Consider the following 18893-nt stretch of genomic DNA (forward strand, 5'->3'; position numbering starts at 1 on the left):
AAAAGGCGGGGACGAGCCCCGCCTTTCCCGTCCAAGAGCCTCATTCCAGAGGAATTCGCGACGGCTCCAGCAATCGCTGCCGCGGCATTACCTGGTTGCATGCTCCGGCCGGGTTTCGAGCCGGTCAATGCGTTCGGAGTATGCCGCATCCTTGCCGCACGCGTTAGCCAGCCTTGCTGAGGCTGCCTGCAGAGGACTTGCCGGTGCGGCGATCCTGTTCGACCTCGTAGTTTATCTTCTGGCCCTCATTAAGGGTCGACAGGCCCGCTCGTTCAACAGCGGAAATGTGGACAAAGACATCCTGACCGCCGTTGTCGGGCTGAATAAAACCAAAACCCTTGGTGCTGTTGAACCACTTCACCGTTCCAGTCGCCATATATCCATTCCTTTGTAACAAGTCGCAACTTAGGCAGGCCATTCACGCCAGCCTGATTTGTACACGAGACTTTAGGCGCAGCAAAATCGGAAAATTGCAAGGCCCACTCGACCGCCTGATCTCCAGCAGCACCTGCCACACATGCGAGGCGCGTGCCAGACGAGGCGTATGCCAGACGTTTCGTCGTGCGCTGTCGCTCAAACGTCGACAGAAACAATGACCCAACCCTGCAAACTCGGCACATCTTGTGGACGTGCTTGGGTCGCTGCTCGACCGCAATACCCGCTCCTGACCGATATCGTCGGCCAAAATGACGATGTTTTTGTCATCAGACCGAAAGATCAGGCGCGCAGCGACACTGCACACTCAAACCGAGACCCGCGAACCTCGATTAGCTTCGGCCTGCTACGAAGCGCGGTTGCCTGCTTCTGAGGCGGGCCATTGTCGGTTTGAATCAACTGTCGGGTTCGGAACCCCAGACTGTCGGCAAGTTGACAATGCGCGTTCAGACGGCACAAACCACCCGATCGCTTGTGAGCGAGATGGTTTGGCAGATTGAGCAAGGGCGGGACTCAGCTATGCCGCCCAGGCTGCTGACAAGGCCAAAGCAGCGTAGGTGCGGAGTGAAATCCAAGGTCCACATGGGTCGTCGCGCGTCCCGTGCGCCTGGGAAGGCGCCGGCCCGGCCAAGCTTTTCCCAGATCGTCCGGATGACGCAAGCTTCGCTGAGCGTCAATGAACGTTCGGGCGATGACCAGGCGTCGTGCGTTGCAATCTGGACGGTCCAGGATATCCCAGCCCGCTTGGCTGGCCACACTTGAAGCTCCAGCATACCGGCTGGCACAGGCCAATTGGACTCTGCGCTGCCCTCAATGCGCTGGTGGCACGGTCAATGCTTGTCTATCGATCCGGCCGCCCATGCGTGATGCTGTCGGTCGACGTTCGCAAACCAGACCCTCGGCGAACCCAGCGAAGGGGCTCGCCGGTACGACGAGGGACCTTACCTCTTTATGCGCGGCATCATTGTCGAGGATGACATGTTGCCTTACACGTCGTCCCCTCGCGCTCGGGGCTTTGAGGGGCGGATGAAGTCCTGATGGCGGTGGCACTGCTGCATGTTTGCGTAAGACCCATCAGTCACGATCGCGTTGTCCTTCGATGTCGCGGTGCTGATAGGCGGGCAGATCGGTGTGCGCGGCGCCCGCCAAAGGATCGTCGTCACGCCGGAGGAGGCGAGCGCCGTAGCCGGCGCGCCGGCGAAAGGCGCTTTCTGTCGGATGCCCGACAATGTCGGATATCGCAAGTATCAAGGTTGGATCAAACCTTGCAAATCGGGGCTTTCTTACTTGGCACGGCGCATGCTCAGGTATCCGCAAACACCCAATGGATAACGAGCAGACTTCCCATGGCCCCACCAAAATACTGCCGAACGTTCCCCGGACGCATCCAAAGATGAGGCCCGCGTCAGGCCCGGCAACACGCTGACGGCTCATCTGGCTCGGCGTCGCGTGCCGATCCACTTTCTCCCAATAGGCGTCGGGAGACATAGAGCCTTCAAAATGAGGAACAAATCACTTTGCCAGGAACCCAGCCCATAATCCCACTCTCCCTATCAGAACTACCAAGCAAGCCCCGCACTCACGGGCTTCGCAGGACGTCCGTTGCGACCGAGTTGGGCGGCGCGAGGACGGCTCCGGTCCCCGTCGCATGGGAGGACGGCAAGGCGACGGATTTCGTGCTCGACAACGGCATGGAGGTGGTCGTCATTCCCAACCACCGGGCGCCGATCGTCAGCCACATGGTGTGGTACAAGATCGGCAGCGCCGACGAGCCGCCGGGCAAATCCGGCATTGCCCATTTTTTTCGAGCATCTGATGTTCAAGGCGACGACCAACCATGCGGCCGGCGAATTCGACCGCGCAGTGTTCGAGATCGGCGGCTCGCAAAATGCCTTCACCTCCTCCGACTACACCGCCTTCTATCAGACAGTGGCGCCGTCGGCGCTCGAGCTGATGATGAGCTTCGAGGCCGACCGAATGCGAAACCTCATCCTCACCGACGATGTCGTCAAGACCGAGCGCGACGTGGTCATCGAGGAGCGCCGCTCAAGCACCGACACCAACCCGCAGGACGTGCTCCATGAGGAGATCGACGCGACGCTGTGGCAGAACCAGCCCTATCGCATCCCGATCATCGGCTGGATGCAGGAGATCGAGCAGCTGAACCGCGTCGACGCCACCGCCTTCTATGAAAAATACTACTGGCCCAACAACTCCGTGCTGATCGTGGCCGGCGATGTCGAGCCGGAGACGGTGAAGGTGCTGGCCGAGAAGACCTATGGCAAGGTGGCGCGCGGGCCCGACCTGCCGCCGCGCATCCGGCCGGTTGAGCCCGAGCAGAACACCAGGCGCACCGTCACGCTCTCCGACGCCCGCGTCAGCGTGCCCAGTTTTTCGACGCAGTGGGTGGTGCCGTCTTACCATACCGCCAAGCCGGGCGAGGCCGAAGCGCTCGACCTGCTGTCCGAAATCCTCGGCGGCGGTAACCGCAGCCGGCTCTACCAGGCGCTCGCTGTCCAGCAAGGTATCGCTTCCAGCGCCTGCGCCTATTTCCAGGGCACCATGCTCGACGACACCAGGTTCGCCATCTATGGCGCGCCGCGCGGCGATGCCAAGCTGGCCGATCTCGAAGCGGCGGCCGCTGCCGAAGTCGCTCGCATTGCCAAGGATGGTGTCAGCAGCGAGGAACTGGGCAAGGCCAAGGAGCGCTTTGTGCGCGATATGATCTTTGCCGAAGACGACCAGGACGACCTCGCCTGCATATACGGCTCGACGCTGGCCACCGGCGGCACCGTGAAAGATGTCGAGGAACGGCCGTCTCGCATCCGCAGGGTTACCGCCGCGCAAATCAAAGCAGTTGCCGCCCGCTATCTCGCGTTCGACCGTTCGACCACGGGCTATCTCTTGCCCAAGACGGAGAATGAAGAGATGACGCTCGGCGCTCAGCCCCATGCTGCGATGAACATCCAGGAGGTGAAGTCCGAAAAGGGCATGATCGCCTGGCTGGTGGAGGACCACACAGTGGAAATCGTCAACATCGGCTTTGCCTTCAACGGCGGCATCACGCAGGACCCGGTCGGGAAGGAGGGGATGGCCAATCTGATGGCCGGCCTGTTCATCGAAGGCGCCGGTAATTACGACAGCGATGCCTTCCAGATGAAGCTCGACGATGCCGGCGCCGAGATGGGTTTGGAGGCGCAAAGACACTACATCTGCGGATCGGTGTGCATGCTTCCCAAACAGCAGGACGCCGCGTTCGGCCTGCTTCGGCTCGCACTCAACGCGCCGCGCTTCGACCAGGGGCCGATCGATCGCGTCCGCGCCGAGATTGTCTCCGACATCGTCGGCAGCGAGCGCGACCCTGACGCAATCGCTCAGCGCAAATGGCTGCGCGCGATCTATGGCACGCATCCTTTTTCGAGGCCGGGAGAAGGCACAAAAGAGAGCCTGGCCGGCATCACGCCGTCCGACCTCCTCGCCTTCCACAAGGCGATTTTCGCTCGCGACGGGCTCCATATTGCCGTGGTCGGTGACATTGATGCAAACACGCTGAGGGAAAGGCTCGACCAGCTGTTTGGTGACTTGCCTGAGCAACAAACCCTCGCCCCCGTCGCCGATGTCGTACCGAAGCTCGGCCAACTGGTGGAGGAGAACTGCGACCTGCCGCAGACTTCGCTGCGATTGGCCTGGCCTGGCGTGAAGCGTAGCGCGCCGGATCACTTCGCCACCGTGCTGATGAATGACATCCTCGGCGGCTCGGGCATGACTTCCCGCCTTTTCGAGGAGGTGCGCGAAAAACGCGGCCTTGCCTATCACGTCAGCTCTGAACTGACCCTTGACAAGCTTCTGGTTACGACAGAGACACGCTCGGACTGCGCCGCCCAAACGCTGAGCATCGTGCGAGATGTGGTAAAGCAGATGGCGCAGCAAGGACCGACCGGGGCCGAGCTCAAGGCGGCGAAGAAGCACCTGATCGGCACCTATGCCATTGACCGTCTGGGCTCGACCAGCTCGATTGCAGACCGGCTCCTGGATTTGCAGATTCACAAGGCCGACGTCGACTACAACCAGCGTCGCGCCCGCAGCATCGGTCGGGTGACGCTCAAACAGGTCAAGGCGGCGGCCAAGAAGCTGCTTTCGGCCGAGCCCGCCATTTTGGTGGTCGGCCCGCCGCTGGGCGGCAAGGATGAGTAAAGAAACTCATCTCGCCTTCCTTCTTCCTTGGGGCTTCTCGTGGGAAGAGCGAATATGGAGGCCGGTGGGCCAAGCAGATCATGCAGACCCGCGGAGTCGTTTCGCGGGCCTTGCGCGGCATTGGCGGTCCAGGCGGCACTCAAACTAACGGAACTGTTGTCGTATGTTTGGTCTACCAGCTGCTTTGCCGAGGCCCTAGGACGAACCCGCTGGTGCAGAATACACACCGACGGCCTGTCGACCTGGATGTTCGCTGCGTTGAGGAGGAATCCGGTATTGCCCCTGTGCCTGCCGATGATCCGCCGTCTGAAATCCCCGCACCTGTTTGGAGCCATCGACCGCCTGCCGGCACTCGGCAGACCGGTTGGCAATAAGACGTTCGAGGTCGTCAATCCGTCGACCGGCGAAGTTTTGGCAGAGCTTCCCGATATGGGCGTGGAGGAGACACGTGCTGCGGTAGACAAGGCCTATGTTGCGCAGTCGGGATGGGCCGCGTTGACTGCCCGAGAGCGTAGCGACGTTCTTTGGCGATGGCATCAGCTGATCATCGACCATGCAGGCGATCTCGCCGCGATTCTGACTGCGGAAATGGGCAAGCCGCTTGCCGAAGCCATGTCAGAGGTATCGCATGCGGCGGCGTATCTGCAATGGTATGCCGAGGAGGCCAATCGCGTCTATGGCGAGACGATCTCGGCACCCTCGACAGACCGCCGAATGCTAGTGATCAAGCAGCCCATCGGCGTTGTTGGCACGATCACGCCATGGAATTTCCCGGCCTCCATGGTGGCGCGCAAAATCTCGCCGGCCTTGGCTGCGGGCTGCACGATCGTGCTCAAGCCCGCTGAACAGACGCCGCTCGTGGCTGGCGCAATGTTCGCCCTTGCCCATCAGGCCGGCTTTCCCGATGGCGTGGTCAACCTGATCTATGCGTCCGAAGGTGATCGCGTCGGCCGTGAACTCTGCACCAATTCCAAGATCCGCAAGATCAGCTTCACCGGTTCGACCGAGGTCGGGCGGCTGCTGATGCGTCAGTGCTCTGACCAGATCAAGAAGGTTAGCCTTGAGCTCGGCGGCAACGCACCTTTCATCATCTTCGATGATGCCGACATCGACGCTGCTGTTGACGGTGCGATCCAGGCGAAGTTTCGCAATGCCGGCCAGACCTGCGTTTCGGCGAACCGTATTTACGTCCAATCGAGCGTTCACGATGAGTTCGTCAAGAAATTCGTGGAGAAAGTCCGGCACTTGTCGGTTGGCGACGGATTCGATGCCGGAGTGGACATCGGACCGCTCATCGACAGGCATGCTCTGGCCAAGATAGAGTCTCACATCGCAGATGCCATTGCGAAAGGCGGCACAATACGATGCGGGGGCCAACGTATCGGCAAGAATGGCACGTTTTTCAAACCCACGGTCCTCACCGAGATTTCCAGCGTCATGGCAGTCGCGCAAGAGGAGACATTCGGGCCGCTGGCGCCGATCATTCGCTTCAACGATGCGGATCAGGTCGTGCGCGAGGCCAATGACACGATTTACGGCCTCGCCGCATACTTCTATGCCTCCAACATGAAGCGGGTCTGGCGTGTGGCAGAGGCTCTGGAATATGGCATGGTTGGCATAAACACGGGACGCATGTCCTCGGAGGCGGCACCGTTTGGCGGCATGAAGCAATCCGGCATCGGGCGGGAGGGTTCCCGCCATGGCCTCGAGGACTATCTGGAAATGAAATATCTCTGCATGGGCGGGATTTGAAACCTGCTGCACTGTCTCTCCGCCCACCGGCCGCCCACCGGGGGCGGCCTGCGGTCAATGCCGCCACCTAATTTGAAGTTCCAAACGCCGTTGACCTGAAACACGGATGCCCGGCAGGAGACTGAGCTCGCTGCCGGGCCGGACATGCCTTGGGAGGGCATAAGTCAGCGCTCCTAGGGCCGATGGGGCCACTCAGTTCGTGCGCCTTTTGCCGATTGCGTTGCATGTGCCGTGCCAAGCCAAAAAGCATTGATAAACCGCCGATGGATCAGCTTTTGCCCTGTTGCGCACTCTACATTGTGGGATATGCGACAATGCCCAAGCGGTTGGATCGTCGTGTTGCAGACCCCCAGACGGGTCATGATTGCTATTCTTAGGACAGTGCGCAGCAAGCGCTACCCGCTGTACTACAGGCACACCATTTCCATAATCAAGCGGTGAGTGCGATGTCTGACCGAGCTGTCGGTCCAGGGGACAGTGTGAGGTCTCAAATCCCTCCATATTGTTGCACCCGCCGGTCCAACAGGACTGCAGGTCCGGACTCAAAGGATCTTGGCTGCTATGGCGACATTGCGGTGCACGCCGCTTTCCGACCACTGATGTGGGTTTAGGTCGAGGCCGGCCCTAATGAACCACCGCCTTGGCAACTTCACCGATGTCATTGTGGCGTCGGCCGACGCCTGACCAGAGCGTACCCGCAAGGCGCCATGCAGATCTGTCGGCGGGCGAACTGTTGGTGACGGGTCAGCTGCGAGCGAACGTTCATCCACTGACGCACAGCGCGGACTGTCGCATTTCAAATTAGGAAATCTCTGTAGCCACCATTCATGAGCGCGCGGCCACGCGAGACGGCCCGACGGATGCGGTCGCGCAGATGATCGCGAGGATCCGCCCAGTCGGCATGGACGCGCCGTTGACCGATGAGAACTTCGGCGAGCTCGCGATGTGGTGCTCCGGCGAGCGAACCGTCGAGCGCACGAAGAACGAAGGACAAACGGACGCCGCGCTTTTCCGGCGCAAACAAGCGGGGGGGCAAATGTTGCCCTAGACTGAGAGCATTGAGGCACTCCAGTCCCCTCAGTCGATGCTTTAAAAGCACCGCGGGCCAGATGGCTTGCGTATGCAGGCAAACAGGGTGGAGGATATTCGCGCCCGAGACGGCGAGCTGCAGCGCGTGGTCCGCATTGCGAAGAAGAACATGCTGGCTCTTGTCGGGCGCCTGCAGGACGGTTGCACGACAGGGCAATGCCGAGAGTTCGAACGGCGGTGTCGGCGACGAGGCAGGCAACCGTTCCGCAATGAGCGGCAGCACATGGACGCACCAGAGCGGACACCAGAATACGACCGAAGCGCGGCCACAAGACTCCGCGAAACAGAACACCCCAGCGTGACAGGTCGCCGGCCGACGCGACCATATCGAGAAAGGGTCGGAGAGACCAAGTCTTGCAATGCTGGCGCGCAGCGGTCAGATCGCGCTGGAACGCCGGGTTGCGGCGTAAGAACTCCCAAGCCCACTCCCGCAGCGTCAGGCCAGCGGTGTAGTCGTATGATCTTTCATCCCGCCAATCGGCCTGATCCGCGCCAGTCAGGAGATTCATGACTGACACCCCCTGCCCGCGCCTGCGTGCGTCGAAACATTATGCCACTTCGCAAAGCACCGGCGAAGGCAGCAGACGTCGAAGGCACCTTTTTGTTGAAGCGTGCGGCATTGGCACTGGCGACGACACAAGATGTGCCCAAATTGCCACCAGACCGTCGAACGGGCACAGCGACGGCCAGCGCGACCTGAGCACGCCAAGGGAATTGATTCCTTAACGGTCATCGGCTCCTGCGTCGCGATCCAGACGTCCCTTGAAGGCGCAGTAGCGCGGCAGTGGATCGCACGCTGCTTGTCGGCAAGTTGTCGTAGCGGCGGCGCCATAGGCACGGTCATCGGAGGGTCTCCTGCGGCAAGTTTTCGCCATTGGAGGCCAATCTCCCCGCTATGGCAGCCTGTGCAGTTGCACAGGTGAAGCGGACCAATCAGGGGGGAGCTATGGCGGAAACTGGGTGATGACGGTTTGAGGAGAGCGGCGTATCGAGGCGGGTGATGAAGCCTGCCAGTACCTCTCAAGGAGAGCGATACGCCATGAACGAGACTATCAACATTGTTCGCCTTCGTCAGCCCGACGAAATCGGTGATACCTGACGGATGTACTTCGCAGCGGCGCGCGCAAATTGCTTGCGCAGGCGATCGAGATGGAAGCCGAGGCGTATGCTAAGGCGGTCGACTGCCTGACGAAGGATCAGAATGCGTTCCTGGCGTTTTACGATTTCCCCGCCGAACACCGGGATCATCTGCGAAGGTCCAATCCCATCGAAAGCGTCTTTGCGACCGTTCGCCACCGCACGGTGCGTACCAAGGGCTCGCTATCCTCGACAACCGCCCAGCTGATGGTCTTCAAGCTGGTCATGGCCGCGGCCAGGACGTGGCGACGATTGAAAGGACAAAATCAGTTGCCGAAACTCATCGCAGGTGCCAGGTTCCTGGACGGAATCGAGGTCATCGAAACGAAGCCGCAGAGCGCCGCTTGATCAGCCTCGTCACCCAAATTCCAGCATAGCTCCATCGGAACTGCCAGCCTTCCTTGCCGATCAGGCGCAGATCAGCGCTGACGATACCGAGGACGGCGACGGCGATCACCTCCAGGCCGCCAAGTAACGACCCTCAAAACACCGCCCTGGGCCGGCCGTCCCATCGGGCCTTTCTGTTTCTGGACAAAGAGCAAACATATGTCCGCAAGCGACATTTACGAGAATGCCCCACTCGGGAAGCTGATCAACTATGGTGATCGTGCCCCCAAACCGCTCGCCCGACAGGACCGTCTCATGAACGCCCTTCCCGCACGAGCCGCCGGCATTCCGGCTGGCTTCCTCGATCAGACCGCGTCCAACCGGACCAGCCGCGCCACCCGGATTCTGCATGCCGCCGACCATATCACGCCCTTTCTCGAACGGGGTCGGCCGATCGGCGCGAATGCAAGGGAGCGGGCTTTGCAAAGACCGGCAAGGCAGAATGGGATTCCTGGGGAACTGGTCGAGGCCAGCCTGAACCGGTATCTTGTGCCTGCCCTCGGGAGTCGCTCTATCCACCATGTGACCGACACCGACATTGCTAACATCACCAATAAGATCGTCGCCGGGGGTCACCCGCAAGCGGCTAACACGGCCTTCTGGTATATGCGGGCATTTTCAACTGGTGTCGCAAACCGCCGCAACGGCTCATCGCGGTTTCCCCGCGAGGAATTGGAAAATCCGGCCCCGATCGTCAAGCGCAAGCGAGTGGTGAACGATGCCGAACTGGCGGCTATATGGACGGGCTGTGAGCCCGAACCGGGCGATATCGGCTATTCGTTCGGCTCCATCGTCAAGCTGCTCATGCTGACCGGACAGAGGCGTACGGAAGTTGCCGCGATGCGTTGGTCTGAACTCAACCTTGAAGCCGGAACATGGGAACTATCGGGTGACCGCACGAAGAACGAAGAGCCTACGCTTATTCCGCTGTCCACACTGGCGGTGTCGGTCCCCCAGTCGGTACCGAAGACCAATGACACGTTTGTTTTCCCTGCGAGGGGCAACGGAAAAAGCCACTTCTCAGGCTACGCGAAGGGCAAGAAGGCTCTAGACGGCAAGGTCAATATTGACGGGGTGGCTTTGGAGAACTGGACCCTTCACGATCTGCGCAGGACGCTCGCGACAAATCTCGGCAGGCGGCAGGTATTGCCACACGTCATCGAGCACATACTGAATTACAAGGCGGCGTCCCTGACAGACATAGGCGAAATCTACAATCTCTATACCTACGTCAAGGAGAAGCGCGAGGTGTTGCAGATGTGGTCAAATCACATCGAATGGATGATCAAGCAGGCGGCGGAAATGGACGCTCTGGCGGCGTAGCTACTGGCATGGGCGGAAGATGCGGCGCAACAATCGTCAGAGCCTCATCGAATTGGAGATCATGCTTGACCAGCAAATGCGCGGCCAATGCTTGGATGGCCGACCAGTGATCGAGTACTAGCCGGGCCGTGCGATCTTCGATCCGCCTCCAACCGGGGCGGCGCGGCATCAGGAACCGCAACTCACCATAGATTCGCTTGGCATCCGCGTAGTCGCTGCTCCCCTCATTCGCGTCGGACGCATTCATCGCCATATCGCGCGGGTCCAGATAGCCTTCGAATGCGGATTCTGCAAAAGGACCTGCCAGACACGTAACTATCTGCCGGATCGCATCATCGCGTTCCAAATATCGATCCATATCGTCCTCGAAAATCGGCTTTCGCTTCGAGGTGAATCCTTGCGCTAAATAAAAAGCCTTGCATATGACAACACCATAGTAATCTCCGTCACCGGCGTCGGGGTAAATACTAACACTTGAGAAAGCAGGGAATTCACGGTCGTCGTCGAACAACTGACGCTGCAAAACGATGGCGGCCACCGCGTGCCCGGCTTCGTGGTGCGCCACAAGCGGGAGAGGTTCGGAGGCTACATTCATGCGGTGCGGCTCTCAGGTCCAGTTTCCATCCAAGCCCTGATATCGGATTCAAGCCATGCGACTCGGCCGGGGGAGATGCGCCGCCGCCTAGGGAACAGGCCTGCCTTCAGAGCCGCGCGGTCGCGCTCGAACTGCGTTCCACCGAAGTGCTTCAGGGTCTTTGCCGACTGGCCGGCGGCCCAGGCAAGTGCCCGCTCGCCCTCTACATCTTCAAGCCAGAGATAGGGATCGTCGTCGGGAGCATCCAGCGTTGGACGGACATCAAATGCGTTCATGTCCGGACAGCCTTCAGAAAGAAGGGATAGAGGCTTCCGTCGGCTCGGGTCTCCGCGGTGTTGGCGGCGGCGACGGCATGTTCGAAAGGCGTGATCATGGGAAATTCCTTTCGGTCGATCCAGAGCGGCAGTGCTTTTGCCCATAGGACCGCATTTGTCGTGCCAACTGGGAAATTCATTACAAAGCAATGCGATCGCTCCGATAGCGTTGTGTCTCCTGTCTGACATTGTTGGGAAGTCGACACGCGCCCGTCGCAATGCGGTCGACCTTCCGCGCGAGTTGGGTGACCCGTGAAGGCGGCCGACCAGGACGATGTTGCGCTGATCGGCGACGAAGGCGCCGCCGGGCGAGATCGCGCATCAGGGGTTCGGTGACCGGCGTGTCGGCGAAGTCGAAGTCGTCGATGTCCTTGGCCAGCGGCAACTTGGCGACGGCGAGCTGGTATTTGATGGAGCGGGCCTGCTTCTCCGATATCTCGGCCTGCAAGAGATCACCGACAATCCTGGGCGGCTCGTGCTGTCGCTTGATGGCGACGCGCCCATGATCTCGTCATAGGCGCTGCGCATTCCGTAGAGCTTCAGCGCTCCCATCAGTTCCAGTACCTCGGCGCGTTCCATGGCTGTTTGTCCTCCTGAGACTGTCATAGCGGGCGCAGTCGGCGACCGGCTCGTGAGCCAGCGTCAGGGCCTGGGGAATGGAAAGGATCGTGCCCGGCGCCGGATCGCGGCTGCGGGCCAGGATGTTGAGGATCACCGGCGCCGACGATGCGCCGTGCTCGATGGCTTCCTGACAGGCGGCCTCGACCGCGCTCAATCTGTCGGTCAGCCCGGACCAGCCGCGCCACCCGGATTCTGCATGCCGCCGACCAGATCACGCCCTTCCTCGAACGGGGTCGGCCGATCGGCGCGAGCGCTCTTCGTCCGATCATGACCCACGCCTTCGACGGCAGCGATGCGGAGGGATGCTGGGTCTGGAAAGTTGCCGCGATGCGTTGGTCTGAACTCAACCTTGAAGCCGGAACATGGGAACTATCGGGTGACCGCACGAAGAACGAAGAGCCTACGCTTATTCCGCTGTCCACACTGGCGGTGTCGGTCCCCCAGTCGGTACCGAAGACCAATGACACGTTTGTTTTCCCTGCGAGGGGCAACGAAAGAAGCCACTTCTCAGGCTACGCGAAGGGCAAGAAGGCTCTAGACGGCAAGGTCAATATTGACGGGGTGGCTTTGGAGAACTGGACCCTTCACGATCTGCGCAGGACGCTCGCGACAAATCTCGGCAGGCGGCAGGTATTGCCACACGTCATCGAGCACATACTGAATCACAAGGCGGCGTCCCTGACAGACATAGGCGAAATCTACAATCTCTATACCTACGTCAAGGAGAAGCGCGAGGTGTTGCAGATGTGGTCAAATCACATCGAATGGCTGATCAAGCAGGCGGCGGAAACGCTCTGGCGGCGTAGCTACTGGCATGGGCGGAAGATGCGGCGCAACAATCGTCAGAGCCTCATCGAATTGGAGATCATGCTTGACCAGCAAATGCGCGGCCAATGCTTTGATGGCCGACCAGTGATCGAGTACTAGCCGGGCCGTGCGATCTTCGATCCGCCTCCAACCGGGGCGGCGCGGCATCAGGAACCGCAACTCACCATAGATTCGCTTGGCATCCGCGTAGTCGCTGCTCCCCTCATTCGCGTCGGACGCATTCATCGCCATATCGAACGGGTCCAGATAGCCTTCGAATGCGGATCCTGCAAAAGGACCTGCCAGACACGTAACTATCTCCCGGATCGCATCATCGCGTTCCAAATATCGATCCATATCGTCTTCGAAAATCGGCTTTCGCTTCGAGGTGAATCCTTGCGCTGAATAAAAAGCCTTGCCCATGACAACAACATAGTAATCTCCGTCACCGGCGTCGGGGTAAATACTAACACTTGAGAAAGCAGGGAATTCACGGTCGTCGTCGAACATCTGACGCTTCAAAACGATGGCGGCCACCGCGTGCCCGGCTTCGTGGTGCGCCACAAGCGGGAGAGGTTCGGAGGCTACATTCATGCGGTGCGGCTCTCAGGTCTAGTTTGCTTTTGCCCATAGGACCGCATTTGTCGTGCCAACTGGGAAATTCATTACAAAGCAATGCGATCGCTCCGATAGCGTTGTGTCTCCTGTCTGACATTGTTGGGAAGTCGACACGCGCCCGTCGCAATGCGGTCGACCTTCCGCGCGAGTTGGGTGACCCGTGAAGGCGGCCGACCAGGACGATGTTGCGCTGATCGGCGACGAAGGCGCCGCCGGGCGAGATCGCGCATCAGGGGTTCGGTGACCGGCGTGTCGGCGAAGTCGAAGTCGTCGATGTCCTTGGCCAGCGGCAACTTGGCGACGGCGAGCTGGTATTTGATGGAGCGGGCCTGCTTCTCCGATATCTCGGCCTGCAAGAGATCACCGACAATCCTGGGCGGCTCGTGCTGTCGCTTGATGGCGACGCGCCCATGATCTCGTCATAGGCGCTGCGCATTCCGTAGAGCTTCAGCGCTCCCATCAGTTCCAGTACCTCGGCGCGTTCCATGGCTGTTTGTCCTCCTGAGACTGTCATAGCGGGCGCAGTCGGCGACCGGCTCGTGAGCCAGCGTCAGGGCCTGGGGAATGGAAAGGATCGTGCCCGGCGCCGGATCGCGGCTGCGGGCCAGGATGTTGAGGATCACCGCCGCCGAACAGACGCCATGCTCGAGCGCTTCCTGGCAGGCGCTCTCGACCGCGCTCAATCCGTCGGTCAGAACGCAGGTGAGGATCGACACCATCTGCCGGTCGCCGTCATCGGCCGCCCCTAGCTTGCGGCGCACCTTCTCCATGGCTGATGGCAGAACCCATTCCCGGAAAGGCGCGCCGTTGCGCAGGCCGTTCGGTTTGCGGGCCAGCACCGGCACGTAGTGCCAGGGATCGTAGACGACCTCGTTGCGGCCGAAAGAGCGTGCGTGCTCGCCGACGACCGCGCCATCCTGGCGGATGACGATGCGGTCGGCATAAGCATGGATCTCGACCGGCCGACCGACGGCGCTTGACAGCACCGAGTATTTGTTGTTGTCGAAGCGCACCGTGCAGGTCTTCGACACCGACGCGGGAATGCAATGGTAGCCGTCGAAGCGACCGGCATAGGGAATGAAGCTGGCGCGTTCTTCTTCGAATACGTCCCAGATCGTGCGCTCACCCTGTTCGGGATGCCGACGCGCCTTGGCATTAGGCAACGCATTTGTCGGCCAGCCAGCCGTTGAGATCCTCCAACGTCTTGAAGCGCAGCCTCGGTGTGAAGAAGCGCTCGCGCACCAGCCCGACCTGGTTCTCGACTTGCCCCTTCTCCCAGCCGGCCGCCGGTGTGCAGGCCTCCGGCTCGACAAGGTAATGCCCGCACATCTGCGCAAAGCGGCGGTTGTAGCGGCGATCCCTGCCGATGAAGATCGCGTCCACCGCCGTCTTCATGTTGTCGTCGTAGATGCCGCGCGTGCAGGCGCCACGGAAGAAGGCGAACGCCCGGTCATGCGCGTCGAACACCATCTCCTGCGTCTCGCGCGGATAGGCCTTCACGAAGAACATGCGGCTGTGGCAGAGCCGCATGTGCGCGACCTTCACTGTCACCGTCACGCCGTCGAGCAGGACGATCTCGTGACTCCAGTCGAACTGGTAGGCCTCGCCAGGTGCAAAACTCAGCGGAATGTAGGCCTCGGCCACGGCGCTGCCGCGATCCGCCGCCCAGCTCTGAGCATGCCGCCACCCCGAACTGTAGCTGCCGTCATAGCCGAGGCCGCGAAGCTCCTCGAAAATACGGATCAGCGTCAGCCGCTCCCGCTGCGGCTTGGCCGCATTCGCCGACAGCAGCCGGTCCAGCGTCTCACGCCAAGCTCCCATGCGGGGATAGGGCTGGTGCTTGCGCTCGTAGCGGAACTCCGTCTCCTCAGAACGCAGGACCTTGCGCACCACCTTGCGCGAGATCTTCAGCTCACGGCAGATCGCTTTGATCGACTTCCCCTGGACCAGCGACAGCCGACGTATCTTTGCAATCGTCTCCAAAACCAACATCCAAAACACAAATGCCTCCGATCAAACCGGAGGCATCTTGATGACCCCATCGTTAAGGGGTCCCGTTTGGACGAAAATCACCCCTTAAACAGGGTCCTCATTCCACGAAAAATCAATGCACTACCTTCCAAAGCTGAGAGAGATCGCCACCGACCGCTTTGAAGGGGCTTTCGGCGGTCTCGTCAGCGAGGTTGTGGACATGAAGAAACATCAATCCACCGCATTGGGCCGAAGCATGCCACGGGCTCATGCCGCGGAGAGCGGGAAGATATTCTTGAAAGAAGCGGTCTCCGACATCAATACCGACAGGATCGGCAGCTTTCTCACGTCACTTGAGGTCGAGCGTGGCAGTTGCGACCCGCAATGCAAGGCTGGCGGCGATGCATACCTTTGCGCGGTCCCTGATCTCGGAGCACCCCGAATATATGGATACGCTGCAACTGGTGGTGACACTTCCCTTCAAGAGGGCGCGCGGGTGGCACCTGTCGAATATCTCGAAGGGCCCGGAAATCAAGAGCGTCCTGGCGCGTATCGACCGCCGCACGCCTTCTGGACAGCGGGATTACGCGCTGTTCTCGCTGATGTTCAATACGGATGCACGAGTTCAGGAAATCCTGAAACTTCGAATTTTGACCTTCGTCTGGTATCGCCCTGTCCCGCCGAGCAAAGGGGCTTTCTCAACGACCGCGGCACACCGCTGACCCGGTTCGGTGTTGGATACTTGCTGCGCAAACATTTTGATATGGCTGCGGGGGAAGGAACCACCCTGGCGGAAAAAAGCATCCATCACCGCTCTTTGCGGCACACGACGGCCATCCACCTTGTCAAGGCGGGTGTTGACATCGCCACCATCAGTCAATGGCTAGGCCACTCGGGGCTGAACTAACGATGCGCTACGCCCGGGCCGGTATCGATATGAAGCGGCAAACGCTCGAACAAGTCTTTCCCGACGTGATGTCATCGGCAAAAGATCAGACGATCATCGCTATGATGGCGGGATGTTAGGCTGGCTGCACCGCTTGTAGACGCTCAGTTATGTGGAGTTGTATCGTGGGAAGTCGCGCGTCTGTGGGCTCTTGCGGTGTCAGCTCCACATCTCTCCGCAGTGCACGTTGTCGCTGTCGAAGAGCCGTCTGTTCATGTCTTCGTGCTGGCACGGCAAGGATTGTCCATATTGTGGGCGTCTTGCGCTTGCCGAGCTTGTCCGAAATCCAGCGCCGGATCAGGCGTGAACACTGTTGCGTAGTTCGTCAGCCAGAGCGAGGAGAACGTCGGCGCTCCCTTCCAGCGCCGTAAAAGCGTAGGGATTGAGGAACTGTCGGCCCCAGAACAGATTGCGATCTGTGCCGGATAGCGTAGCTTCCTCGCTGACACGCGGCCAATTCTCCGCAATGCATCGGAGCTGGCCTTCAACAATCGCAAGAGCTTCCGGCGCGCTGAGCAGGAAGTGATGCGCGGCTTCAAGGCAGGACGCGATCCGGCTCATGCGGTTATTGCCGCTGATGAGCATGGCCTGGCTGGCCTCCTGGCCACTGCGGGCCTGCGGACAAATATCGTAAGCAGGCGTGAGGGTGAGCTTAGCCCCGTCCCAGAATGCCGCATGGTTGCGGGCATGATCGTCGGTGTTGCCGCAAAGTATGTTGAAGACAATGCGGCTGAATAACTCGCGCAGAGTTTCCGACGGCGCGGTGAATCGGTGGCGAATGATCTCCGCCAAATCCTGGTAGCTGGCGTAACGCGCCATCATCTCATCGAGCGCGAGCATCGTCAGCGCTGAGACCATGGATTTGCGTTGCCAGCCGCCCGTGACCTTGATCCGGTCGAATCGCTCGACGAGCAACACGTCCTTGCCTGCGGCGCGAACGAGCGAGACGGATGCCGCTCTGATGCCGCACAAGGCGGCAAGCCGCATGGCTATGAATTCTCCTTTGACGACGCTGTAAAGGTCGGCAGACGAGGAAAATTTCGCGACATGCTTGATGGCGTCGTCCTCGATCAGCGCCTTTGGCCTTGCGCCGCCGATCGAGCTGCCGTGATGCAGCGCCTGATCTAATTCGGGGGTGAGCGGAATACCTTTCTCTACCCGCTCCGCCGATTGGACAAGCTCTTCGAGAGTGGCATTGGCCAGTGCGCGCGGCTCGTAATTCGTGGGCGAAAACTGAAAATCGAGCGCGCCGATGCGGTCCGAGCCTGATTCCAGCAGGAACGTCAGTTCTGAAATATCGAGCCGCGCGATTTCATCGCCCTTCACACCGAATTTGCGGTTTAGGATAACCCGTCGTCCCCAGGCATCGGGGGCAGCATCGCGGATGCATCCCGGCATGGTTAGGCCAGGAAGCAAAGGCAATTCGCCTGCCTTCAGGGGCAGTTCCGGGAGATAAAGCGGGATCGCGCTGCCCAGTTCACGAAAGCTCCTGCCATAGTTGAAGCTGACGAGTCCGTCATGGGCATATAGCCGCCCGGCGACAACCGGCGCGGTCTCGCCCGGCAGCCAGACCCAGACATAGGCTTCGTCGTACTTGGGGACCTTAGAACTCATCGACGATCTGCTTGCCGGCCTTGTAGACGTGCTTCGGCAGCAGCGCGATGCGATCGTCCATGCGGCCTGTGAGGGCTGTGATGCCCTTGCCGTCCGCATCGAACAGCTTCACACCGACAATGGCAGCAGCTTCGAACATCAGTCCGATTTCAACTTTGGGATCGCCCTTCTCGATGCGCTGCAGGGTGCTGCGTGAAACACCGATTCTCTCGGCTAACTCCTGTGCGGTTAACCGGTGCTGCATCCGGCCTAGCCGGATGGTCTTACCGAAAAGGCCAAGCGCTTCCATTGCGTAGCGCGAATAGGTGCGTTTATGCGTTGCCGTCATTCGGGTCTCCGTGACCTGTCCATGAGCCATATCACCTCATTTCGACCTTTATATAGGTAATGTCGCAGAGCGACTGCCAAAGTCAAGCCTCCGTATTGTATGATCCAAATCCCCCTGATTCGACTTTATATGCAGCAAGAGTTCGCATCACGGCTACGTTCGGAAAGCGAGGTAGAATGCGACGGGAGACGCAAGCGTTACCCATCCGAACAAGGACGGCGAATATTGCCTACGGCTCCTGCACAACCGGCCAGCTCTGCGCGCCTCGGGCGAGGCGGAGATCTGGCGCTGGACCGCGGACAGCCTTGAGATGCCTCGCATGAGTCATTCGATGGGCGGTCCCTGGTGCCACTACGCCAAGCGCGATGAAGCGTTGCGGTCTTCGTCGCGCGCAACGGCGAAAGCGTGCAGGAGGATGGCTCGGGTCAGGGTGGACAAGCATCTGCGTAACAATTTGCTTTTCGAGGACGGGACGAGTCCAGGTTGGCCGCTGCTCAAGGCGCTGGCTCCGCAGCAGAGCCGAGTGAACTGGAGGGTCTGGTCCGGCGTCGAGGCACGGCGCAAGGCCTGCCGCGACGGGCGCGGATAGTGCTGCTGGCCAGCGAGAGGATGTAGAACAAGGAAATTGCCTTACGCCTTGGTGCAACGCCCAATACAGTGGGCACATTGCGTCGGCGCTTTGCCGAACAGCGGCTCGATAGCCTTTACGATGAACCGCGTCCCGGCGCGCCCGATGAGGAGATTGCCGAGACGATCCGGTTG

At 60.2% G+C, this 18893-nt stretch carries 11 protein-coding genes and 6 pseudogenes; 7 read left to right on the plus strand and 10 right to left on the minus strand.

Annotated features, from left to right (window positions below; all coding sequences use genetic code 11):
• Positions 1-163: 163 nt before the first annotated feature.
• Positions 164-376, minus strand: a complete 213-nt coding sequence (locus EJ070_RS00675; protein WP_008874821.1) for a cold-shock protein — start codon at positions 374-376, stop codon at positions 164-166.
• A 1672-nt stretch (positions 377-2048) separates the two neighbouring features.
• On the opposite strand from EJ070_RS00675, the pseudogene EJ070_RS00680 reads away from it, so the two are divergent.
• From EJ070_RS00680 to EJ070_RS00690, 3 genes and pseudogenes are all read left to right on the plus strand, one after another.
• A pseudogene (locus tag EJ070_RS00680) lies at positions 2049-3354 on the plus strand (pitrilysin family protein); the annotation flags it as partial.
• A gap of 96 nt (positions 3355-3450) precedes the next feature.
• Positions 3451-4629: pseudogene (locus EJ070_RS00685) on the plus strand (pitrilysin family protein); the annotation flags it as partial.
• Between the two features lie 276 nt (positions 4630-4905).
• Positions 4906-6381 carry an NAD-dependent succinate-semialdehyde dehydrogenase gene (locus EJ070_RS00690; protein ID WP_091595859.1) on the plus strand — a complete coding sequence of 492 codons (1476 nt, stop codon included), beginning with the start codon at positions 4906-4908 and terminating at the stop codon, positions 6379-6381.
• A 796-nt stretch (positions 6382-7177) separates the two neighbouring features.
• Here EJ070_RS00690 and EJ070_RS00695 read toward each other — a convergent pair.
• Positions 7178-7693, minus strand: coding sequence for a DUF2285 domain-containing protein (locus tag EJ070_RS00695; protein WP_236370644.1), 516 nt, complete (start codon positions 7691-7693; stop codon positions 7178-7180).
• An 872-nt stretch (positions 7694-8565) separates the two neighbouring features.
• Here EJ070_RS00695 and EJ070_RS00700 point away from each other — a divergent pair.
• A complete protein-coding gene (locus EJ070_RS00700) occupies positions 8566-8955 on the plus strand; it encodes a transposase (RefSeq protein ID WP_281015618.1) in 390 nt (129 codons plus the stop codon).
• Positions 8956-9153: 198 nt separating this feature from the next.
• Complete coding sequence (locus EJ070_RS00705) at positions 9154-10317, plus strand: site-specific integrase (protein WP_126089917.1); 1164 nt, start codon at positions 9154-9156, stop codon at positions 10315-10317.
• On the opposite strand, the gene EJ070_RS00710 is transcribed toward EJ070_RS00705, so the two are convergent.
• The 4 genes and pseudogenes from EJ070_RS00710 to EJ070_RS00725 all read right to left on the minus strand — a co-directional run.
• Positions 10280-10912, minus strand: coding sequence for a hypothetical protein (locus tag EJ070_RS00710; protein WP_126089918.1), 633 nt, complete (start codon positions 10910-10912; stop codon positions 10280-10282). The genes EJ070_RS00705 and EJ070_RS00710 overlap by 38 nt on opposite strands.
• Positions 10909-11187, minus strand: a complete 279-nt coding sequence (locus EJ070_RS36740; protein ID WP_127856285.1) for an AlpA family phage regulatory protein — start codon at positions 11185-11187, stop codon at positions 10909-10911. Before EJ070_RS36740 ends, EJ070_RS00710 begins: the two co-directional genes overlap by 4 nt.
• Before the next feature lie 300 nt (positions 11188-11487).
• Positions 11488-11805 (minus strand): annotated as a pseudogene (locus EJ070_RS00720) (ATP-binding protein); the annotation flags it as partial.
• A pseudogene (locus EJ070_RS00725) lies at positions 11738-12019 on the minus strand (IS21 family transposase); the annotation flags it as partial. The pseudogenes EJ070_RS00725 and EJ070_RS00720, both read right to left, overlap by 68 nt.
• Positions 12020-12114: 95 nt before the next feature.
• On the opposite strand from EJ070_RS00725, the gene EJ070_RS00730 reads away from it, so the two are divergent.
• The gene (locus EJ070_RS00730) at positions 12115-12774 is read left to right on the plus strand and encodes a tyrosine-type recombinase/integrase (RefSeq protein WP_189350278.1); all 660 of its coding nucleotides are present in this window, start codon (positions 12115-12117) and stop codon (positions 12772-12774) included.
• A 667-nt stretch (positions 12775-13441) separates the two neighbouring features.
• Here EJ070_RS00730 and EJ070_RS00735 read toward each other — a convergent pair.
• Positions 13442-13759, minus strand: a pseudogene (locus EJ070_RS00735) (ATP-binding protein); the annotation flags it as partial.
• Positions 13692-15264: pseudogene (gene istA / locus EJ070_RS00740) on the minus strand (IS21 family transposase). The pseudogenes EJ070_RS00735 and istA, both read right to left, overlap by 68 nt.
• A 115-nt stretch (positions 15265-15379) precedes the next feature.
• On the opposite strand from istA, the gene EJ070_RS00745 reads away from it, so the two are divergent.
• Positions 15380-16150: a tyrosine-type recombinase/integrase gene (locus EJ070_RS00745; protein ID WP_126089920.1), complete on the plus strand. Its 771-nt coding sequence runs from the start codon at positions 15380-15382 to the stop codon at positions 16148-16150.
• Between the two features lie 336 nt (positions 16151-16486).
• Here EJ070_RS00745 and EJ070_RS00750 read toward each other — a convergent pair whose 3' ends face one another.
• Positions 16487-17803, minus strand: a complete 1317-nt coding sequence (locus tag EJ070_RS00750; protein WP_126089921.1) for a HipA domain-containing protein — start codon at positions 17801-17803, stop codon at positions 16487-16489.
• Positions 17793-18131, minus strand: coding sequence for a helix-turn-helix transcriptional regulator (locus EJ070_RS00755; protein WP_029354813.1), 339 nt, complete (start codon positions 18129-18131; stop codon positions 17793-17795). Before EJ070_RS00755 ends, EJ070_RS00750 begins: the two co-directional genes overlap by 11 nt.
• Positions 18132-18893 lie beyond the last annotated feature (762 nt).

The organism is Mesorhizobium sp. M1E.F.Ca.ET.045.02.1.1, from assembly GCF_003952485.1.
Lineage (GTDB): Bacteria > Pseudomonadota > Alphaproteobacteria > Rhizobiales > Rhizobiaceae > Mesorhizobium.

Coding starts and splice junctions, on each gene's coding strand:
- EJ070_RS00675 (WP_008874821.1), bottom strand. CDS start 376: ATGGCGACTGGAACGGTGAAGTGGTTCAACAGCACCAAGGGTTTTGGT.
- EJ070_RS00705 (WP_126089917.1), top strand. CDS start 9,154: ATGTCCGCAAGCGACATTTACGAGAATGCCCCACTCGGGAAGCTGATC.
- EJ070_RS00710 (WP_126089918.1), bottom strand. CDS start 10,912: ATGAATGTAGCCTCCGAACCTCTCCCGCTTGTGGCGCACCACGAAGCC.
- EJ070_RS36740 (WP_127856285.1), bottom strand. CDS start 11,187: ATGAACGCATTTGATGTCCGTCCAACGCTGGATGCTCCCGACGACGAT.
- EJ070_RS00730 (WP_189350278.1), top strand. CDS start 12,115: ATGACCCACGCCTTCGACGGCAGCGATGCGGAGGGATGCTGGGTCTGG.
- EJ070_RS00745 (WP_126089920.1), top strand. CDS start 15,380: ATGCACTACCTTCCAAAGCTGAGAGAGATCGCCACCGACCGCTTTGAA.
- EJ070_RS00750 (WP_126089921.1), bottom strand. CDS start 17,803: ATGAGTTCTAAGGTCCCCAAGTACGACGAAGCCTATGTCTGGGTCTGG.
- EJ070_RS00755 (WP_029354813.1), bottom strand. CDS start 18,131: ATGACGGCAACGCATAAACGCACCTATTCGCGCTACGCAATGGAAGCG.